Genomic DNA, 20,525 nt, shown 5'->3' with positions numbered 1-20,525 from the left:
GCGGGGCTGCAGTACGCTCGCGGACCATGCGGCTCTTGCACACCTCCGACTGGCACCTGGGGCGCTCCTTCCACCGGGAGAACCTGCTGGACGCCCAGGCGGCCTTCATCGACCACCTGGTGGAGACCGTCCGCGCCGAACGGGTGGACGCGGTGGTGGTCTCCGGCGACCTGTACGACCGGGCGCTGCCCCCGGTCGACGCGGTGCGGCTGCTGGACGAGGCGCTGCGCAGGATCCGCGGCACCGGCGCACGGGCGGTGCTGATCAGCGGCAACCACGACTCCATGGCCCGGCTGGACTACGGGTCGGGGCTGTTCGACGCTGCCGGGGTGCACCTGCGCAGCTCGCTGGAGGGCGTGGGCGCCCCGGTCGTGCTCGACGACGGCCACGGCCCGGTCGCCTTCTACGGCATCCCCTACCTGGAGCCGGAGATCGCCCGCCGGCAGTGGGGGCTCCAGGGCCGCGGCCATCCCGCCGTGCTCGGGCACGCCATGGAGCGGGTCCGCGCCGACCTGGCCGAGCGGCCCGGCGGCACTCGGTCGGTGGTACTCGCGCACGCCTTCGTGACCGGGGGCGCGCCCTCCGACAGCGAGCGCGACATCTCGGTGGGCGGCGCCGCGCACGTGCCGGCGACGCTCTTCGACGGTCCCGACTACGTGGCGCTGGGACACCTGCACGGGCGCCAGCGCATGTCGGAGCGGGTGCGCTATTCCGGGTCCCCGCTGGCCTACTCCTTCTCCGAGGAGCACCACGCGAAGGGCTCGTGGCTGGTGGAGATCGACCGCCACGGCGCGGTGCGGGCCGACTTCGCCGAGGCGCCGGTGCCCCGCCCGGTAGCGCGCATCGCCGGGCGCCTGGACGACCTGCTGACCGGGGCCGAGTGGGAGGCCTACACCGGGCACTGGCTCCAGGTGACGCTGACCGACACGGTGCGGCCCGCGTTCCCGATGGACCGGCTGCGCGAGCGGTTCCCGCACGCGCTCAACCTGGAGTTCGCGCCCGAGGGGGCCCCCGAACGGGACGACCCGGCGTGGGCGCGCGGCCTCAGGGACCGGCCGGGCCCGGAGCTCGTGATGGACTTCGTGGACTGGGCCCGGGGCGAGTCGGCGTGCGAGGAGGAGCAGGACCTGGTGCGGGCCGCCTTCGAGGAGCTGCGCGAGCGGGAGGCGTCGTCCTGATGCGGCGCCGCGCACCCCGCAGGATCCACGACACGCCCGCCAGGACACGGAAGAGCGCCCCCTGATGCGTCTGCACACACTCACCGTCCAGGCCTTCGGCCCCTTCGCGGGCACCGAGACGGTCGACTTCGACCGCCTCGGGGACGGCGGCCTGTTCCTCATCCACGGTGCCACCGGCGCGGGCAAGACCTCCGTGCTGGACGCGGTGTGCTTCGCCCTGTACGGCAGGGTGCCCGGGGTGCGCGAGGCCGCCAAGTCGCCGCACTCCACGCACGCGCCGCCCGGGCGCCGCCCCGAGGTGGCGCTGGAGCTGACCGTGCGCGGGCGCCGCCTGGCCATCACGCGCTCCCCTGCCTGGCGCCGCCCCAAGCTGCGCGGCACGGGCACCACCGAGGAGAAGGCCAAGGCGGTGGTCACCGAGTACACCGCCGAGGGGTGGAAGGGGCTGACCAACCGCCCCGACGAGGCCGGGCAGATCGTCTCGGACCTGCTGGGCCTGACGCTGGACCAGTTCTGCCAGGTGGTGCTGCTCCCGCAGGGCGAGTTCGCCCGCTTCCTGCGGGCGGGGGCGCGCGAGCGGGTGGCCTCCCTGGAGCGGATCTTCGACACCGGCGTCTTCGCCGATGTGGAGAAGTGGCTGGCCGACCGCGCGGCCGCCCTGTCGCGCACCGCCGCGCGCGCGGAGGAGCAGGTGCGCGCCACCGCCCACCGCCTGGCCGAGGCGGGCCGCGCGCCGGTGCCCGGGGAGGCCGAGGAGGACCTGGAGTCCCTGGTCCCCTGGGCGGCCGAGCTGGCGTGCACCACCGCCGCCGCCGCGCACGAGGCAGGGCCGGTGGTCGCCGGCGCCGCCGCCGAGCGGGACCGGGCCCGCACCGCGCTGGAAGAGGGCCGGGCCGTCCTGGAGCGGCGCCGCCGCCGGGCCGAGGCCGCCGCGCGCGAGGCCGAGCTGACCGCCCGGGCCGCCGAGCGGCGGGCCTGGGACGCCGAGCTGGCCGAGGCCGAGCGGGCGGCCGCGGTGGTGCCGCTGCTGAACACCGCCGACCACCGGCGCACCGAGCTGGAGAAGGCGCGGATGTCGGCGGGCGAGCGGACGGCCCTGCTCTCCGGCCTGGCCGACGCCTCGGCCTCCTCCCCCGCCGAGGACCTGCGCACCGCCGAGCGCACCCGCCGGGACGAGATCGCCCGGCTGCGGGACCTGCAGGGCGACGTGGAGCGGCTGTCCGGGCTGCGCCGGGAGGTGGAGGGGCTCGACGGGCGCATCGCCAAGACGCGCACCGAGCTGGAGCACTGGAAGGGCCGCGCCGCGGCGCTGCCGCAGCGCCGGGCGGCGCTCGCCGCGGAGCTGGAGGAGGCGCGGGCGCGCACCGGCCCGCGCGAGCCCGCCGCCGAGGCCCTGGAGCTGGCCCGGCAGCGGCTGAAGGCCGCCCAGGAGGGCGCGGGGCTGGCCCGGGAGCTGGCCGCCGCCTCGCAGCGGCGCATCGCGGCGGTCGACGCCGCCCAGGCCGCCCACGACCGGCTGCTGGACATCCGCCGCCTGCGCATCGAGGGCATGGCGGCCGAGCTGGCCGCCGAGCTGGCCGACGGCGAGCCGTGCCCGGTGTGCGGGTCGGACGAGCACCCGGCCCCGGCGGAGGGGGACGCGGACCGCCCGGCCCAGGAGGACGAGGAGCGGGCCCAGCGCGCGGCCGAGGCGGCCCAGCAGGCCCGTACGGAGGCCGAGAGCGCCGAGAACGACCTGGCCCAGCGGCTGGCGGCGGCGCAGGCCGCCGCCGGGGGCCGGGACCCGGAGGGGGCGCGGGAGCAGGTGGAGGCCCGGCGGGCGGCGCTGGACGAGCTGGACGCGGCGGCCGCGCTGGCGGCGACGGCGGCCGAGCGGCTGGCGGCGGTCGATGCGGAGCTGGAGCGCGCCCGGGAGGACCAGGGGACGCTGACCACCGAGCTGGCCGAGCTGACCGAGCGGCGGGCGGCCCGGCAGGCCGAGGCCGAGCGGCTGGCGGAACGCCTGGAGGCGGCCCGCGGCGAGGACGCCGACCTGCGGGCGCGGCTGACGCGGCTGGACGGGGAGGCGGGGCTGCTGCGGTCGGCCGCCGACGCCCTGGACCGGCGCGCCTCGGCCGCCGAGGAGCTGCGCACGGCCGAGGCGCAGGCGCGGCGGGCGGCGGTGGAGGCGGGCTTCGCCGAGGACGCCGAGGTGCGCCGCGCCGCCCGCACCGAGGAGCAGCGGGCGGCGCTGCGCGAGCGGGCGCGCTCCTACGACGAGGAGCTGGCGGCGGTGCGGGCCGTCCTGTCCGACCTGCCCGCCCCCGACGCCGCCGGGCCGGAGCCGGACCTCGGGACGCTGCAGGGCGGGGCGGACCGGGCCGAGGCGGCGCTGGAGCACGCGGCGGCCTGGCGGGACCGGCTGGCCCGGCGCGCCGAGCGCCTGGCCGACCTGCGCGGGGAGCTCTCGGAGCGGCTGCGGTCCTCCCGCCCGGCGCGCGAGCGGCACCGGGTCGCCGACGGGCTGGCCCGGCTGGCGGCGGGCACCTCCCCGGCCAACCGGGAGAGCGTGCGGCTGTCGTCGTACGTGCTGGCGGCGCGGCTGCGGCAGGTGGTGGCGGCGGCCAACGACCGGCTGACGACCATGTCGGGCGGCCGGTACGAGCTGCGGCACACGGTGGACAAGGCGGCCGGAGACCGCTCCCGCTCGGGAGGGGGCCTGGGGCTGCGGGTCCTGGACGCCTGGACCGGCCAGGAGCGCGACCCGGCGACGCTGTCGGGAGGCGAGACGTTCATCGCCTCCCTGGCGCTGGCGCTGGGCCTGGGCGACGTGGCGAGCGAGGAGGCCGGGGGTACCGACATCGGCACCCTGTTCGTCGACGAGGGCTTCGGCACCTTGGACGAGGAGACCCTGGAGGAGGTGCTCGACGTCCTGGACCGACTCCGCGACGGAGGCCGCGCCGTAGGCGTGGTCAGCCACGTCGCGGACCTGCGCACGAGGATCACGACGAAGCTCAAGGTCCTCAAGACCCCGGCCGGCTCCCGCCTGGAACAGACCGGCTGAGGAACCACCGCCGTTCCGGGGACGCGCGGCACGAGCAGTCTCTATATTCGTCCGCATGACGGGGCGCGTGGTTCTCCTGGCCCTGTTGAAGAGTGGCTTCTCGCCGGCCGGCGAGGGCCCGCGAACCCGCCGGTGGGGCGGAGGGGCCGTCGCTGTGCTCGCCGAAGCGGACCCCGGCCCTGGTCAGGCCCTAAAACGGTGGTGGAGGCGTGCGTCGGGGTCGGTCGCGTTCGGTGGGGGGGGCGGCGGCCGGAGGCCGCTCGGCCGGCCGCGCCGGATCCCGACACGGGAGGGCGGGATCGGCCGTTTCGGCGCCGGACCGGGGCACAGCGGGGTGCTCTGCCTTCCGGACGGGCACGGAGCGCGGACGTATTTCCGGGCCTGCAGTGGCGAACCGGCCATCGACGCCCGCCCCCGCGCCCGGCGGCATCCCTGGAAACCTCCGTCAGCGGTCGAGGGACTCACGACAGCGATCTGCACGACCTCAAGGAGCTTTCCCCCGTACCCTCCGGGCACGGCGATCCGACTTCTGTTCGTTTTCGATCCGTCGCGGGAGGCGGTCGTCCTCGTGGCCGGCGATAAGGCCGGAAGCTGGAATCGCTGGTACCGGGAAGCCGTCCCTCTTGCTGAGAAGCGCTACGCCGAGTACAGGGAGGCGACATCGTGAAGGGCACTCCGTGGGAGGAGACCAAGCGTAAGCTTCGGGAGAACCACCCGACCTGGGACTCTCCTGAGCGGGAGGCCGCCAGGGAGGAGGGGCGCGAAAGGCTTCGCGCGGAGCTCCGTGGCCACCAGCTCGCCGAGCTTCGACGGCAGAGTGAGCTCACCCAGGCGGAGGTGGCCGCGAGGATGGGGATCTCGCAGGCGCGCATCTCTCAGATCGAAAGCGGCCAGGTCACCTCCATGGACTCGGTCCGTGACTATGTCGCGGCACTGGGCGGAAGTCTGGACGTCGTCGCGACCGTCGGAGGCTGGAGCGTCAAGGTCGCTTGAGGTGGTCGGCCTTCCGGGGCCCGGGTCGGAGTGCGCCCCTGCCGGGGCGGCGCAGGACGGAACGCGTGAAAGGTCTGGCTCTCGGATCCCTTTGATGCCAGGCTTATCCGCGACTTACCCCGACAGGTCACTTATAGGGGCATGAGCACATTGATCGAGTGTCCTGAACCCGTCCGCCGGGCCGGTCCCCCAGGCGGCGGGCCGGTGCCGGCCGCCCGGGCGGGCGGGGGGCGGGTGCTCGAACTCCCGTCGGCCCCCGCGCGTTCCTTCGTGCTCGTCTGCGGCGTGCCGGGGGCGGGCAAGAGCACCCTGCTCAGGAACCTCTTCGGGCTCACCGGGCAGGAGGACCGAACCGCGGTGCGCGGCGGCGTGCGCGTCGTCGACTCCCACCAGTCCCGCCTGCGCCTGACCCCCTACCTGTCCGCACTGCCCTATGCGGCGTGGCGCTGGCTGGTGCACGTCCTGCACCTGGTCCGGATCACCGCGGCCCTGCGCGGCGGGCCGGTCGCCGTTCACGAGTCCGGGACCCGGGGGTGGGTGCGCCTGCTGCTCTCGGTGCTGTGCCGGCTGCGCGGCTACACCGTCCACGTGGTGATGGTCGACGCCTCCCCCGAGGAGGCGCTGCACGCCCAGCGCGCGCGGGGGCGCACGGTGACCCGGCTGAGCCACCGCGCGCACACCCGGCGCTGGCGGCGCCTGTGCGCGGCCCGGGAGCGCGGACCCGGCGCGCTGGTCCCCGGCGCCGCCTCCCTGGCCGTGCTGGCCCGCCGGGAGGTGCACACCGTGACGGGCGTGCGCTTCACCGGCACCGCCGCGCCTCCGGGCGGCGGCGCGGCCGCGGGTGCGGGTGCGGTTCACCTCACCTCGGGGCGGTTCGGCCCCTTCGCCGGAAGCTGACACAATGACAGGGTGAACTCCCTGGTCAACATCGTCCTGTTCGGCATCGTCGGCGCCGTCATGATGGCGGCCCTGCTGGGTCTGCTGCTGGTCGCGGGGGACCGCGCCCCCGCCAAGGGGGTCCGGATCGCCTTCGGCGCGGTCTCGGTGGCGGTGCTGCTCGGCGTCCCGGCGTCGGCCGCCCTGGGCGAGCTGGCCGCCGGCGGCGGGTACGGCGCGGCGTTCCTCAGCGCCCTGGCCGTGGAGATCATCATCTACGCCGTCAACATCGCCCTGCTGCCCGCCGTGCTGCGGCGCTCGGGCGGCGCCCCGGAGCGCCCGCGCCCCTCGGCCGCGCTCCTGGGCGGGGGCCTGGTGGTCAGCGGCGTGCTGGCCCTGGCCGCCTCCCTGCTGGCGCTCCTGCTCAGCTGAGGGCGGCCCGCTCCCCCGCCGCCTCCCGCACCCGGGGAATCACCTCGGCCAGCGCCTCCCGGGACTCCCCGTGGGCGGTGACGTAGGAGAACCCGTACCGCTCGCGCGCGGCCAGCAGCCCGTCGGCGATCTCTCCGGCCGTGCCCACCAGCACGAACGGACTCGCCAGCACCTTCTCGGCGGTGTCCAGGCCGCCGGCGCCGTAGACCCCGGCCAGCCGCGCGGCCTCCTTCTCGGCGTCGTCGGTGACCGACACCGCCTGCACCAGAACGTTGAACTCCAGGTCCGCGGCGCGGTCGCCGGCCTCCTCGCGCACCAGGTCGACGCGGCGCAGCACCTCGCCGGGCCCGTCCATGTCGAACACGCCCATGCGGGCCCCGCGCCGCTGCACCAGTCCGCCGANNNCCGGGGCCGCCGATCAGCACGGGCGGACGGGGGCGCTGGACCGGGGCGGGCTCCTGGACGACGAAGCGGGCCTCCAGGGCGTCGAGCGAGGCCTCCAGGGCGGACAGCCGCTCGGCGTGGCCCCGCCAGGGGATGCCCGTCTCCTCGAACTCCGACTTCATGTGGCCCAGCCCCAGGCCCAGGTCCAGGCGGCCCCCGGAGAGGCGGTCGACGGTGGCGGCCTCGCGGGCCAGCAGTGCCGGGTTCCAGAACCCGTTGTTCAGCACCAGGGTGCCCAAGCGCAGCCGCGAGGTGGACGCGGCGGCCGCGGCCAGCATGGCGAAGGGGGACGGGTGGCCGAGGTGGTCCGGGGCGACGACGGTGTCGAAGCCCATGGCCTCGGTCCTGCGGCACTCTTCGGGCCAGTCCTCGATCTGTGCGGCGCGGAAGTTCACGCCGAAACGGAATCTCCTCATACGCCGAGCCAACCGCACCGGTCGGCGCGCCCCAAGCGTTTCTGCGGCGGGCAGAAGCGGGGAAGGGGCGCAGGCGCGGTGCTCAGCCGCCGTTCTTGGAACGGCGGTCCAGCTCCTGCAGGTAGGCGTTGTAGGCGTCGAGGTCGGCGTCGTCGGAGCCGTCGCGCCTGCTGTGCCGCTCGCGGCGGCGCTCGGTACGCTCCTCGTCCCGGGCCCACTGGCGCATGAGCATGATGGTCACCAGCAGCGTGGGGATCTCCCCCACCGCCCAGGCGAACCCGCCGCCGGCGTACTGGTCCCCGGCCACGTCCTGGCTCCAGGGGATGTCGAACTGCCCGTAGAAGTCCATGGCCAGCGGCGCCGACTGCATCATGATCGTGATGCCGAAGAAGGCGTGCATGCCCATGGTCGCCAGCAGCAGCACGAAGCGCAGCAGGTAGGGCAGCTTCCGCGGCCCCGGGTCCACCCCGATGATCGTCCAGTAGAACAGGAAGCCCGACAGCAGGAAGTGGACGTTCATGAACAGGTGGCCCATGTGGTCGTTCATGAGCGCCGGGAAGATCGGGGTGAAGTACACCGCGTAGGGACCGAGCACGAACAGCGCGGTCGCCACCGCCGGGTGGGTGACCACCTTGGAGAAGCGGCTCTGCAGGAAGAGGGTGATCCACTCGCGCGGCCCGCGGTCGCCGCGGCGCGCGGCGGGCTTGAACGCGCGCAGCGCCAGCGTCACCGGGGCGCCCAGCACCAGCAGGATCGGGGTGAGCATGGAGATGGCCATGTGCTGGAGCATGTGCGTGCTGAACAGCACCATGGCGTAGGTCGCGAAGCCGCTGAGCAGCACGGCGACCATGCTCGCCAGCCCGAGGAACCAGAAGACGGTGCGGGAGGCGGGCCAGGCGTCGCCGCGGCGGCGCAGGCGCACCACGCCCGCCGCGTAGAGTCCGCCCAGCGCGGCGATCCCGAGGATGAAGAACAGGTCCGGGCGCCACAGGGTGAGCAGGGTCTGCAGGCTCATCGGCGGCGGGATCGGGAAGCCGAGGACCGCGGTGGCCGGGTCGACGTCACTGGCGTCCGGCTCGGGCGGCGCGGTGCGGCTGAGGGTGGTGGCCAGGCCCATCACCGCGCCCATGATGACCAGCTCGACCCCGGCCAGGCGGGCGAAGAGCGCGCGCCCGCCGCCCTCAGCGATCCGCGGAACGGTGGCGCGCCGGTGCCGCCGACCGATCACGCCCAGCACCCCGAACAGCGCGATCTTGGCCAGCATGATCAGGCCGTAGGGCGTGGTCAGGAGCTGTTCGAGGCTGTAGAGGCGGCTCAGGGCGCTGGCTGCGCCGCTGACCGCCACGCCGATGTAGGCCCACAGGGCCACGGCGCTGAAGCGGCGCACCGCCTCGGCCGCGTCGCCGCCGGAGCGCACAAGGCCGTGGTAGGTGACCGCGGCCAGGCCGCCGACCCAGACCGAGATCGCCACCAGGTGCAGGGCCAGCCCGGTGACGGCCAGCTCGTGGTTGCCCGAGGCGGCGGCGTGCCCGGTCAGGGCCGGGGGCACCAGGGCGGCCACGGAGGCGGCCAGCAGCCCCATCGCCCCGGCGGCCGAGGAGACGGTGCGGGCGAACAGCGCCACCGCGGTGGTGGCCAGGACCACCGCCATCAGGGCGCGGCCCTCGGCGATCTGCCCGGCGTAGCTGGTCAGCTCGTTGCCGACCACGTCGGAGGGGACCCGGCCCAGGATGTTGGACAGCTCGAAGACCAGGCGGGCGGCCGCGGCGGCCGCCCAGACCAGCGCGGCCCAGGAGGCGGCCCGCACGTACCCGGTGGCGCGGTCGCTCAGCACGCCCTTGTCCGAGGGCAGCAGCACCGCGGCGAGCAGCAGCAGGCCCACGGTGAGCGCGCCGGCCAGCGCGGTGGCGTTGCGCGCGACGGGCAGGCCCCACCGGGTCAGCGACCCGGGGTCGGGCAGGCCCGGGATGACCTGGGCGGTGACGGCTCCCCCGGCCACGAGGGAGCCGATCAGCGCGATCGCGCAGACCGCGAGCGCGGCCACGCCGATGATCGCGGCGGTGTCGCCGCCCCGCCGCGCCGCGTCCGTCGTCTTCGGTGTCTGTGGGGGAGCCACGGTGCCACTCCGTCGTGGTTCGGTGCCGGTGTCGCTGCTAGCGGAGGACGCGGGCGATGACCAGCGCGGCGGCGGCCGCTCCGACCAGCAGGCCGAGGCCGCTCCATAGCCAGGGGGCGAGGTCGGTCATCCGCGTCCGCCACCGGCCACCAGGGTACGGCCACTACTACGCCGTGTCGGACACGCCCCCGCCCGACGCCTCCCGCCCGGGTCCGCCATCGCTCCCCCTGCCGTCCGGTTCCGCACCGCCTCCGCACGGCTTTCCCACTGTGCGCGCTCGGCGGCGTTCTTCCATCGGAATGGTCTCACAGCCTACCCCGTGGCGCACTTTCCTGTTTTCTTCTCCGCGGGACCGACAATTCCCGTTTCCTCCCCCGCTCCCCGCCGGAATCCGGGGAATCCCTGTTCGCAAAGGTGGAGGGAACGGAATCGCGATACCGTCGTCCAACCGGCGCGCGCACGCGCCGGAGAAAGGCGGACCGCGCCCCGAGCAGGCAGCGCGAAACCGACCACGAAGGGGGTTTCCGTGACCCAGATCGACACCGTCATCCGCTCCCGCCGCGTCGTCACCCCCGACGGCGTCGCCCCCGCGGCGGTAGGCCTGCGCGGCGGGCGCGTCGCCGCGGTCTGCGCCCCCCACGCCCGGCTGCCCGCGCGCCAGGAGGTCGACCTGGGCGACACCGCGCTGCTGCCCGGGCTGGTCGACCCGGACGTGGCGGTGCAGGCCCCGGGCCGCCCGCTGCGCGAGTGCTACCTGCGCACCGCGGCCGAGGCGGTGCGCGGCGGGGTGACCTCGCTGGCGGTCGCGCCCTCGCCGGCGGGGCCGCCGCTGACCGGGGAGGCCGGGCTGCAGGAGCACCTGGACGCCGCCGGCGGCGTCGGGCCGCACGTGGTCCTGCTCGGCGCGGTGACCGACCGCAGCACCCCGGCCGACCTGGCGGAGCTGCGGTCGGCCGGGGCGGCCGGGTTCCACTGCTCGCTCTCCGACGGCGGGGCGCCGGGGGGCGGGCCGATCGGCGACGTCCAGCTGCGCAAGGCGATGATGGAGGTCGCCGCGATGGAGGCGCCGCTGCTGGTGCACGCCGAGGACGCCGGCGAGCTGGCGCCGTTCCCGGCGGACGCCCCCGCCCCGGCGGCGGCCGCCCGCCCGGCCCGCGCCGAGCGGCGGGGCCTGGAGCGGGTGATCGCGGCCGCGCGGGTGGCCGGGACCCGCACCCACGTCTCGCCCTTCACCGCGGCCGAGTGCGCGGCGGTGCTGGGGGCGGCCCGCGCGATCGGGGTGGCGCTCAGCGCGCACACCTGCCCGCACTACCTGTGCCTGCCGGCCGAGGCGGTCCCCGAGGCCTCCCCGGCGTTCCGCTGCCGCCCGCCGCTGCGCTCGGGCGCCAACCGGGACGCCCTGTGGTCGGCGCTGCTGGGCGACGCCGACTGCCCGATCCGCACCATCGGCTCGGGCCACCGCCCCGGGACCGGGGTGGCGGCCATCGCCTGGACGCTGCCGGCGCTGTGGACGGCGGCGCGGCGGCGCGGCCTGGACCTGGCCGCGGTGGCGCGGTGGACCTCCCGCAACCCGGCCGACCTGCTGGGGCTGGCGGGCAAGGGGCGGATCGCCCCCGGCGCCGACGCCGACCTGGTCGCCTTCGACCCCGACGCCGCCCAGACGGTCCCGGCCGACGACCCCGGGCCCTACGCCGGGCGCGGCCTGACCGGCCGGGTGGAGCGCACGTGGATCGGCGGGCGGTCGGTCTTCCCCTCCCCGGGCGCGGCCCCGCGGGCGCGCGCGGCCGAGTTCGGAGGTCCGCTTCCGACCGTATCGTGACGCGCACAACACCTGCGCTTTACAGGGTGTCAAGATGACGCCGAATGAGTAGCCATGTTGGAGATATCGCCCCGCCGGGCCGCGCGCCACAGTTGAGGGGTATCAACGACGATGCAAGGAGGAGTCACGTGCGCATCGGCGTACCCCGCGAAGTGAAGAACCACGAGTACCGGGTGGCGATCACCCCCGCAGGCGTCCACGAACTGGTGGCCCGCGGCCACTCGGTCGCCGTCGAGCGCGGCGCCGGCCTGGGGTCGTCGATCACCGACCAGGAGTTCGAGGCGGCGGGCGCCCGCATCCTGGACACCGCGGACGACGTCTGGGCCGAGGGCGACCTGGTGCTGAAGGTCAAGGAGCCCGTCGCCGAGGAGTACCACCGGATGCGGGAGGGCCAGACCCTCTTCACCTACCTGCACCTGGCCGCCTCCCGTGCCTGCACCGACGCCCTGCTGGAGCGCGGGGTCACCTCGATCGCCTACGAGACGGTGCAGCTGCCCGACGGCTCGCTGCCGCTGCTGGCCCCCATGTCCGAGGTGGCCGGCCGGCTGGCGCCCCAGGTGGGCGCCGCCACCCTGCAGCGGCCCAACGGCGGGCGGGGCGTGCTCATGGGCGGCGTGCCCGGCGTCCGCCCGGCCAAGGTGACGGTGGTCGGCGCCGGGGTGTCCGGGATGAACGCCACCCAGATCGCCGTGGGCATGGGGGCCGACGTCACCCTGCTCGACCTGAACGTCAACAAGCTGCGCAGCGCCGACGACCTCTACCGGGGGCGGGTGCGCACGCTGGCCAGCAACAAGCTGGAGCTGGAGCGCGCGGTGCTGGAGGCGGACATGGTGGTGGGCGCGGTGCTCATCCCCGGTGCCAAGGCGCCCAAGCTGGTCACCAACGAGATGGTCGCGCGCATGAAGCCGGGCGCGGTCCTGGTGGACATCGCCATCGACCAGGGCGGGTGCTTCGAGGACTCCCGTCCGACCACCCACGCGGACCCGACCTTCGCGGTGCACGACGCGGTGTTCTACTGCGTGGCCAACATGCCCGGCGCGGTGCCCAACACCTCGACCCACGCCCTGACCAAGGACACGCTGCGGTACGCGGTGGCGCTGGCCGACAAGGGCTGGAAGGGCGCGCTGCGCGATGACTCCGCCCTGGCCAAGGGGCTGAGCACCGTCGGCGGCGAGCTGACCAACGAGGCGGTCGGCGAGGCGCACGGCCTGAAGTTCCGCACGGTCGAGGAGGCCCTGGCCTAGCCCTGGGGGACCGCGCGGAGCGGCGGTGGACCGACGATGAGGGGCAGGGCGGTTGCGGCCGCCCTGCCCCTCGCCTTGCGGGGACCGGGGAGGACGCCCTCGTCCGAGCGCACCGTTCCTCAGGAGGCCCGGATACGGGCCGAGCACGGATCCGGGGCCGGTAATCGCCACCGCCTCCACTTCCGTGCCACGATCACCCTTTCTCGCCGATATGTGCCCGTTCACCTGAATTCGAGATCGAAATCCGGCCGGACTCCGGCCTGCGGGCGCCTCCCTGCGCGATCCGCCCTTTCGGCCCACGTTCGCGCCGGGAAAAGAGCGGCCGGAACCGCTCCGGAAATACCGCCGCCCGAAGGAGCGGGCCGACGCCCCACCGCCTCCTTCGCGGCCTTCTCGCCGCCCCCCTGGAGCTCCTTTCCGGCGATGCGCTGCTCATCAGGGCGGGCCGCCGTTCCGCTCGGTCGGGCCGAGCCCCCGTCCCGCCCCGACGAGCGCAAGAGCACATTCCGGGGCCAGAGGCGCCACCCCGCGGCCCACCTCCCGGCCACCGGTGGAGCGGACGCCCGAGGGCCGCGTTCGCGCGGCCGGCGGCCTCCGTGCGCGCTCCCGGGTGTACCTCCGACCGGAACCCGGGTATGCCCGACAGCGCGGTTCTCCTCCGCACCGCCGCGCAGGGGAGGCGATGGCGTCGTGCGTTCAGAGCGAAGGCGGCTGTGGACCGGGGCCGCCCCGGGGGCGAACCCGTTCGCGCTTCCGCGCGGGCTCCTCGGTCCGGCCGCCGGCCTGCTCATGGCCCGCGGCAACCGGGTGCAGAACGCCGAGGTCCTCGCCTACTGCGGCGTGGGCCCCCAGGACGACGTGCTGGAGGTCGGCCACGGCCCCGGCGTCCTGTTGGGCATGCTGGCCCGGCGGGCGCGGAGCGTGACCGGCGTGGACCCCTCCCCGCAGATGGTGCGGATGGCCCGGCGCCGCAACGCCGCGGCCGTGCGCGCGGGCCGGGTGCGGGCGCGGGTCGGATCCGCCGAGGCGACGGGGGCGCCCGACGCCTCGGCGGACCTGGTGGTCAGCGTCAACACGGTGGCCATGTGGCCGCGCCTGGACGCCGCCCTCGACGAGCTCCACCGGGTGCTGCGCCCCGGCGGGCTGCTGGCGCTCTCCTGGCACCTGTCCCCCGAGAGCTTCACCCTGGCGCCGGACGAGCGGGCCGCCCTCGAGGCGGCCCTCTCCCGGCGCTTCGGCGCCTCCTCGACCGCCGACCTGCGGCACGGCGCGCTGTTCTCCGCGCGGAGATGAGGTGCCGCACGGTGGTTCCGCCGGTGCTGACCGGATACCTTCGAGATGGGGGATTCCCCTCGCACCACCACAGCCACCTTGGAGGCGGAGCGCGCGTGTCACCCACCGGATCTGCGATCGGAGCGGGCCTGACCGGGATCGAGGCGTCCCTGGTCCGGCTCCCGCGGCCCCAGTCGCGCTCGGGCGGCGGCACCGGCGGGCGCCCGCCGCGCGCCCGGCACGCGCTGGTACGGGTGACCGACGAGGAAGGGGTCAGCGGCTGGGGCGAGATGCCCGGAGCCGACCCCGCGTCCTGGCGGCGGCTGGTGGAGGACTTCGCACCGGCCCTGCTGCGCCACCCGTGGAGACGGCCCACCGAGGCCCCGGACGCCTGGGCGCACCTGGCACCCTGCCCTCCCGCGGCCGCCGCGCTCGACACCGCCTGCTGGGACCTGTGGAGCCGGCGCCGCTCCTCCCCGCTGGCGCACGCCCTGGGCGGGGTGCGCACGGCGGTGACGGCCGGGGTGACCATCGGCCGCCAGCCGTCCCTGGAATCGCTGGTACTGGAGGTCAACCGGCAGGTCGGGGCGGGGTTCCGGGCGGTGCGGCTGCGCATCGGCCCCGGCTGGGACCTGGAGCCGGTGCGGGCGGTGCAGGAGAGCTACCCGTTCCTGGCGCTGCAGGCCGACGCCGGGGGCCGGTACACCGAGTCCGAGGAGGACCTGGCGGCGCTGCGCGCGCTGGACGAGTACGGGCTGCTCTGCCTGGAGCAGCCGTTCGCCGCCGACGACCTGTCCGCGCACGCCCGGCTCCACCGCGAGCTGGCCACCCCGGTGGCGCTGGCCGACACGGTGGACTCGCCCGAGGCGCTGGAGGAGGCGGTGCGCGCCGAGGCCGGGGGCGCCCTGAGCCTGTCCCCGTCCCGGCTGGGCGGCCTGACCCCGGCGCGGCGGGCCGCCGACCGCGCCTGTGACGCCGGGTGGGACGTGTGGTGCGCCGAGGAGCAGGCCTCGGGCGTGGGCCGCGCCGCGGCGGTGGCGCTGGCCTCGCTGTCCTCGGTGACCTTCCCGAGCCAGATGCCCGGGGCGGGGGTGCGCGCCCCGCGTGAGCTGGTACGGCCGCCGGTCCGGGCGCACGACGGCATCACCCCGGTGCCGCTGGCCGAGCCGGGCCTGGGGCACGAGGTCGACACGCGGGTGCTGCGCTCGCTGACGCTGGACTCGGCGACGCTGGTGCGCTCCCGCCCGCCGGCCTCCGAGCGCTCCGGCTGACCGCGCACATCCGGCCACGCTCCGCGACGGCGGCGTAGCCTGGACGCATGGGGACGTACACCGTGCACGCCCGCAAATGGGACGACGGCTGGGAGCTGCGGATCGTCGGCGCAGGGGTGACCTGGGCGCCGGACCTGTCCCAGGCCGGCCCGGCGGCGCGGGCGTTCGTCGGCGACCCGGCGGCCCGGATCGAGGTGGTCCCCACCGTCGGCGAGGCGGCCGACCGGATGATCCTGCGCGCCCGGCGGCGGGTGGACGCGGCCGACGAGGCGCGGCGCGGGGCGGCGGGCGCGGTGGCCGAGGCGGTGCGGGCGCTGGGCGAGGCGGGGGTGGACGAGCGCGACGCCGCCCGTCTGCTGGGACTGACCCGTGCCCGGGTCCGGGGGCTGGCGGCCGAGGCCCCGGCCGACGGCTCCGGGGGCGACGGCGCACCCGAGAGGTCCGGGACGGCCCGACGGAACGCAAGGGGAACAGGCGACACGGGCGACACGGACGGCACGGGCGGGGCGCACGGTCCACGCGCACCGGAACAGGGCGGGCCGCCGCATACCGGTTGGTCGGTCACGGCTAGAGTCGTGACCCGGGACACACCCCCGACCGATGAGGAAGGTGCCGACCATGCGGAAGTTCGCCGACCTTGACGAGCTCATCGCCGCCGAAGGCGAAGAGCTCGGCAGCAGCGACTGGCTGGAGATCGACCAGGACCGCATCGACCGCTTCGCCGACGCGACCGGCGACCACCAGTGGATCCACGTCGACCGCGAGAAGGCCGCCTCGGGACCGTTCGGCTCGACGATCGCGCACGGCTACCTGTCGCTGTCGCTGCTGGCCTACTTCGGCCCCCGGGTCTACACCCTGGAGAAGGCACCGACCATGGGGATCAACTACGGGCTGAACAAGGTGCGCTTCCTGCAGCCGGTCAAGGTCGGCGCACGCGTGCGCGACAAGATCCGCCTGACCGGGGTGCGCTCCTCCGACAAGGGGGTCCTGCTGACGATGGAGCACACCGTGGAGATCGAGGACGACGAGCGCCCGGCGCTGGTGGCCGAGGCCCTGGTGCTGATCGTCCCCTGAGAGGCGACGGGTCCCGCCGCCCACCCCGCGGCGGGGCCTCCCCCTCCCGAAGGAGCCCACCACCGGGCGCCCTGTCCGCACCGCTCCCCCTTGGTGTGATGCCCGAGCAGGTCGACACTTTCCGACACCCCCGACACGCGTGCATCGGCGATGGACTCCCATGGCCGACCTGGGGCCCGGTCCCGGACGCCCGCCCGGGCGGGCCCCGCGTCCTCCCTCACGGCGGGCCGCCCCCTCACCCGAGCCCGCGCCGAGACGGACGGCCCCGCACGACCGGCCGACCTGCGACCCGGCGAGGCACGAGCCACGGCATCCGCCCGTCGCACCCGCCGAACTCCCGAAACCTCAGTAGGTGCGGCGTTCCGGGAGGCTGGGACACGCTCGGCGGGTGCGCGGCCGCCGACCCCGCTCCTCCGACGACGGAGTACACGCGCTTCAGCCGACCGGGCCGACTCCGGGCCGACATGGCGCCGGCGGCCGCCCCGCACCGACGAAGAGGCGGCGGAGAGGTCGGCCACGAAGGGGCACGATGGCGGGATGCCCGCGGGGGGGCGTCTCCGCCGGAGCTGGAACTCCCCTCCGCCCGGGGCGACTCGGGCCCTGCGCCGACAGGCGCACCGGCCAGAGCGGGTCGTGTCCGCTGGCGTGGTGGAACTTTCGGCCGCGTCCTTGTGAGCGGCGCGACCGCTGCGGCGTGACCGGCGTCCCCGCCCCGGTGCACACCCCCTCCTCCCCGTTGATCTCGGGCAAGTCGGCGTAATACTCGCCGGTATTACCCCGACTTCCCCGAGATCAACAAGGGTGTCAATACGGGCGGCGGGCAGTGCCCCCGGGGGCGGCCGGGGACCGGAGAGCTCCACCACGCCAGCGGACACGACCCCAGAGCGTGCCCCCTCCCCGACCAGGTGCGGCCATCACCGCCGTGAGCGCGGCGGACCCATTGAATCCCCTGGCACACCGGCGTAGTTTCGCTTCTCGGAAGCGAGTCGTCCCCGTCGCGCACAATGGCCGACACCGTGCCCGCACGCACGGCATCCCCCTGGAGTGGCCCGTGGCAACGCCGTCCGCAGCTCCCGCCTTCCGACGCTCCCGCCTGGTCCGGCTCCTCTCCTGGCCGCTGTACCTGGCGCTCGCCGCCGTCGGCCTCGTCGCCGACCCCGCCGCCGGGACGGCCTCGGCCTCCCCCGGACCCGCCGCGGCCCCCGGTACCGGCGCGGTCGACTGCGACAGCGTCCCCTGCGTGGCGCTCACCTTCGACGACGGGCCCGGGCCGTACACCGGGGAACTGCTGGACCTCCTCGCCGCCGAGGAGGTCACGGCCACCTTCTTCGTGGTGGGCCGCAGCGCCGAGGAGTCGCCGGCCACGGTGGCCCGCGCGGCGGCCGAGGGGCACGAGGTCGGCAACCACTCCTGGGCCCACGACGACCTGACGGAGAAGACCGGCCCTGAGGTCGCCCGTGACCTGGAACGCGCCTCCCTGGCGATCACCGGAGCGACCGGGCGGTGGCCGGACCTGATGCGCCCGCCCTACGGCGCGGTCAGCGAGACCTCGCTCGCCCACACCTACTACCCGGCGATCCTCTGGGACGTCGATTCGCGGGACTGGACGGGCCTGGACTCCGAGGCCATCGTCGAGTCCACGATGGAACAGGTCCGCCCCGGCAGCATCGTGCTCCTGCACGACTCCCTCGCCCCCACGGTGGAGGCGGCCCCCGAGCTGATCGACCGCCTGCGCGGCCAGGGCTACCACTTCGTCGGGGTCTCCGAGATCCTGGACAACACCGACCTGGAGAACGGCACCGCCTACCGGCGCCGCCCCTGAGCCGGCTCAGCACCGGCGTCCGTGAACACCCCTTACGGGGACCGGCCGGCCGCCGGGCCTCGCATGGTCGGGGCAGGCAGGTGGTGACGGCCCGGCCGGTACCCCGCTCACACCTGCTTGCCGGGTGGCGGGTCGTCGTCGCCGCTGTCCCCGGGCCACAGGAGGCCCGGCGGTCACCCCACCGTCACGCGACCCCGCCCCTCCCCGCCTCCTCCACCGCGACGTGAATCATCCCATGACCATCTCACGGGATAGAAAAAGTAAAAATCGGGCTTTTCACCTCTAACCAGGCGTAACCTGGCGAGGTTCCGCGCAACGTCAAGCCCTGGAGCGGACTCGGCAAAGACCCGGGATCGCCACGGAACGTCGCCCGCGGCCCGCGGGGGCGCCGTGGTGGGCTGGGCCCTCCAGGGACGCCAGGAGAAGGAGTCCGATGTCCGACCAGCCACGACGCTCCGGCCCCAGCGACGAGGAACTGGGGATGGACCGCAAGATCAGCCGCCGCGACTTNGTGCGGCGGCCGCCGCCGGCATCGCCGCCGCGGCACTGTCCGGTTGCGCCCCCGGCGAGCGTTCCTGGTCGGCCAGCCCCCGCACCCCCGTGCCCGCCGCCGACGGCGCCGACTACCCGCCCGGCATGGAGGGTCTGCGCGGCAACACCCAGCAGGCGCTGAGCATCCCGCACAGCATCCGCGACGGGCGCCTGGGCAGTGTCGTGAACACCTCCTCGGTCGAGGACACCGGCGAGCACTACGACCTGGTCGTCGTCGGCGCGGGCATCAGCGGCCTGGCGGCCGCGCACTTCTACCGCCAGAAGCACCCCGGGGCCTCGGTCCTCATCCTGGACAACCACGACGAGTTCGGCGGGCACGCCCGCCGCAACGAGTTCCACCCCGAAGGCCGCGAGCAGGTGCTGATCGGCTACGGCGGCACCCAGGCCATCGACACCCCCTCGATCTACAGCGACACCGCCATGGGCCTGCTCAAGGACCTGGGCATCGAGGTCGACAAGTTCCAGGAGTTCTTCGACCAGAAGTTCTACGACCGGTGGAACCTGGCCCAGGAGGGCGACACCGTCTTCTTCCGCGCCGAGGAGTTCGGCCGCGACCACCTGGCGGTGCGCGGCAAGGACATGCCGGTGCGCGAGTGGCTCAAGGACGCCCCGGTCAGCGCCGAGGCTCTGGACCAGATCGTGATGCTCTACGACGAGCCGGAGGACTGGCTGCCCGGCCTGTCCGACGAGGAGAAGAAGCGCCGCCTGGCCGGCCTGACCTACACCGAGTACCTGCGCGACGTCGCCGGCGTCAACGACGAGGTGCTCGCCTACGTCGAGACGCTCACCAGCGACGAGTGGGCGGTCCCCGCCTCCACCTGGGGCGCCCTGGACGCCTGGGGCGAGGGCTACCCCGGCTTCGACGGGCTCGGCCTGGACGATTCCGAGGCCTCGCCGCTCAACTCCTACTCCATGCGGCGCTTCTGGGACTTCGAGGACCCCTACATCCACCACTTCCCCGACGGCAACGCCAGCATCGCCCGCCTGCTCGTCCACTCGCTCATCCCCGGCAGCGTGCCCGGCAAGGACGAGCTGGACATGGAGAGCGTCGTCCTCGCCGAGTTCGACTACTCCCGCCTCGACCTGGAGGACAACGAGGTGCGCCTGCGCCTGCAGGCGCCCTGCACCGACATCCGCCACGACGGCCACCACTCCTCCGCCGAGCGGGTCTTCGTCACCTACCACCGGGACGGCGCCCTGCACCGGGTCACCGCCGACCACGTCGTGATGGCCGCCTGGCACGTGATGGGCAAGTACCTGATGAAGGAGCTGCCCAGCTCCCAGCGCACCGCCATGCAGGACGCCTCCAAGCAGCCGCTCCTGTACGCCAACGTCGTGGTGCGCAACTGGCAGCCCTGGGTGGAGCTGGGCATGCGGCACATCCGCCTCACCGGAGGCGACTGGGCCGTCGCGCAGCTGGACTACCCGGTCTCCATGGGCGGCTACGAGCACTCGAAGGACCCCGAGGAGCCGATCATCATCCAGATGATCGGGGCGCCCAGCACGGGTGTGCAGTCGCTCAAGCAGGGCGCCATCACCGCCCGGCACCAGGTGCTCAAGCGCGACTTCGCCAGCTTCGAGCGGAGCATCCGCCAGACCCTGAACCGGGCGCTGGGCGACGGCGGCTTCGACGCCAAGCGCGACATCGAGGCCATCACCGTCAACCGGTGGGGCCACGGCTACGCCCGCGAGTACACCAGCCGCTGGGACGCCTTCTGGCCGAACGGCCCCACGCCCGCCGAGGCCGCGCGCAAGCGGCTCGGCCGGATCGCGGTCGCCAACTCCGACGCGGCGCCCAACGCCTACACCGACACCGCCATCGACGAGGCCCACCGCGCCGTGGAAGAGCTCGACAAGGCCTGAGGAACGGGGGCCCCGGGGGCGGCGGCACTGTCCCCGGGGCCCCGCCCCTCCCGCCGCCGGCGTGTGCGCGAAAGCCCACCGTGTCCCGGTCGGGGCCGCGGCCGCAAGGC

General features: G+C 75.1%; 16 protein-coding genes and 1 pseudogene. 14 read left to right on the top strand and 3 right to left on the bottom strand.

All coding sequences use genetic code 11. The features are described 5' to 3' along the window. The first annotated feature begins 26 nt into the window (after positions 1–26). From D450_RS0123725 to D450_RS0123705, 6 genes are all read left to right on the top strand, one after another. A complete protein-coding gene (locus D450_RS0123725; RefSeq protein WP_017541120.1) occupies positions 27–1,178 on the top strand; it encodes an exonuclease SbcCD subunit D in 1,152 nt (383 codons plus the stop codon). Positions 1,179–1,242: 64 nt separating this feature from the next. Continuing rightward, positions 1,243–4,221, top strand: coding sequence for an AAA family ATPase (locus D450_RS0123720; RefSeq protein WP_017541119.1), 2,979 nt, complete (start codon positions 1,243–1,245; stop codon positions 4,219–4,221). Between the two features lie 55 nt (positions 4,222–4,276). Then, the gene (locus tag D450_RS35675; RefSeq protein WP_394296834.1) at positions 4,277–4,888 is read left to right on the top strand and encodes a type II toxin-antitoxin system RelE/ParE family toxin; all 612 of its coding nucleotides are present in this window, start codon (positions 4,277–4,279) and stop codon (positions 4,886–4,888) included. After that, entirely contained in the window at positions 4,885–5,214 is a 330-nt protein-coding gene (locus D450_RS0123715; protein WP_017541118.1) for a helix-turn-helix domain-containing protein, read from the top strand. The genes D450_RS35675 and D450_RS0123715 overlap by 4 nt, the downstream gene beginning before the upstream one ends. Positions 5,215–5,418: 204 nt before the next feature. Continuing rightward, positions 5,419–6,111 (top strand): AAA family ATPase, encoded by a 693-nt coding sequence (locus D450_RS0123710; RefSeq protein ID WP_017541117.1) that lies wholly within the window; start codon positions 5,419–5,421, stop codon positions 6,109–6,111. A 12-nt stretch (positions 6,112–6,123) separates the two neighbouring features. Beyond that, positions 6,124–6,522, top strand: a complete 399-nt coding sequence (locus D450_RS0123705; RefSeq protein WP_017541116.1) for a hypothetical protein — start codon at positions 6,124–6,126, stop codon at positions 6,520–6,522. On the opposite strand, the gene D450_RS34325 is transcribed toward D450_RS0123705, so the two are convergent. From D450_RS34325 to D450_RS0123695, 3 genes and pseudogenes are all read right to left on the bottom strand, one after another. Continuing rightward, the gene (locus tag D450_RS34325; RefSeq protein WP_017541115.1) at positions 6,515–6,892 is read right to left on the bottom strand and encodes a hypothetical protein; all 378 of its coding nucleotides are present in this window, start codon (positions 6,890–6,892) and stop codon (positions 6,515–6,517) included. The two genes, D450_RS0123705 and D450_RS34325, sit on opposite strands and share 8 nt — an antisense overlap. 40 nt (positions 6,893–6,932) lie before the next feature. Next, positions 6,933–7,301: pseudogene (locus D450_RS34320) on the bottom strand (LLM class flavin-dependent oxidoreductase); the annotation flags it as partial. A gap of 163 nt (positions 7,302–7,464) precedes the next feature. Then, positions 7,465–9,498, bottom strand: a complete 2,034-nt coding sequence (locus D450_RS0123695) for a cytochrome c oxidase assembly protein (RefSeq protein WP_017541114.1) — start codon at positions 9,496–9,498, stop codon at positions 7,465–7,467. A gap of 526 nt (positions 9,499–10,024) precedes the next feature. Here D450_RS0123695 and D450_RS0123685 point away from each other — a divergent pair. The 8 genes from D450_RS0123685 (at position 10,025) to D450_RS31110 (ending at position 20,415) form a co-directional block, all read left to right on the top strand. After that, on the top strand, positions 10,025–11,317 hold the full coding sequence (locus D450_RS0123685; RefSeq protein WP_017541112.1) for an amidohydrolase family protein: 1,293 nt from the start codon (positions 10,025–10,027) through the stop codon (positions 11,315–11,317). Between the two features lie 128 nt (positions 11,318–11,445). Next, entirely contained in the window at positions 11,446–12,561 is a 1,116-nt protein-coding gene (gene ald, locus D450_RS0123680; protein WP_017541111.1) for an alanine dehydrogenase, read from the top strand. Positions 12,562–13,251: 690 nt separating this feature from the next. After that, entirely contained in the window at positions 13,252–13,854 is a 603-nt protein-coding gene (locus tag D450_RS0123675) for a class I SAM-dependent methyltransferase (RefSeq protein WP_017541110.1), read from the top strand. A gap of 95 nt (positions 13,855–13,949) precedes the next feature. Next, positions 13,950–15,104: an enolase C-terminal domain-like protein gene (locus tag D450_RS0123670; protein WP_017541109.1), complete on the top strand. Its 1,155-nt coding sequence runs from the start codon at positions 13,950–13,952 to the stop codon at positions 15,102–15,104. Positions 15,105–15,151: 47 nt separating this feature from the next. Then, positions 15,152–15,745 (top strand): hypothetical protein, encoded by a 594-nt coding sequence (locus D450_RS0123665; protein ID WP_017541108.1) that lies wholly within the window; start codon positions 15,152–15,154, stop codon positions 15,743–15,745. After that, the gene (locus D450_RS0123660) at positions 15,723–16,178 is read left to right on the top strand and encodes a MaoC family dehydratase (protein ID WP_017541107.1); all 456 of its coding nucleotides are present in this window, start codon (positions 15,723–15,725) and stop codon (positions 16,176–16,178) included. Before D450_RS0123665 ends, D450_RS0123660 begins: the two co-directional genes overlap by 23 nt. 1,051 nt (positions 16,179–17,229) lie before the next feature. Beyond that, complete coding sequence (locus D450_RS0123655; protein ID WP_017541106.1) at positions 17,230–18,000, top strand: polysaccharide deacetylase family protein; 771 nt, start codon at positions 17,230–17,232, stop codon at positions 17,998–18,000. 600 nt (positions 18,001–18,600) lie between these two features. Then, positions 18,601–20,415, top strand: coding sequence for a flavin monoamine oxidase family protein (locus D450_RS31110; protein ID WP_017541105.1), 1,815 nt, complete (start codon positions 18,601–18,603; stop codon positions 20,413–20,415). Positions 20,416–20,525: the final 110 nt, after the last annotated feature.

It is taken from the genome of Nocardiopsis halophila DSM 44494, from assembly GCF_000341245.1.
Lineage (GTDB): Bacteria > Actinomycetota > Actinomycetes > Streptosporangiales > Streptosporangiaceae > Nocardiopsis_A > Nocardiopsis_A halophila.
The sequence above is the reverse complement of the archived record's forward strand: the minus strand, read 5'-3'. Positions and strand labels throughout refer to the sequence as shown.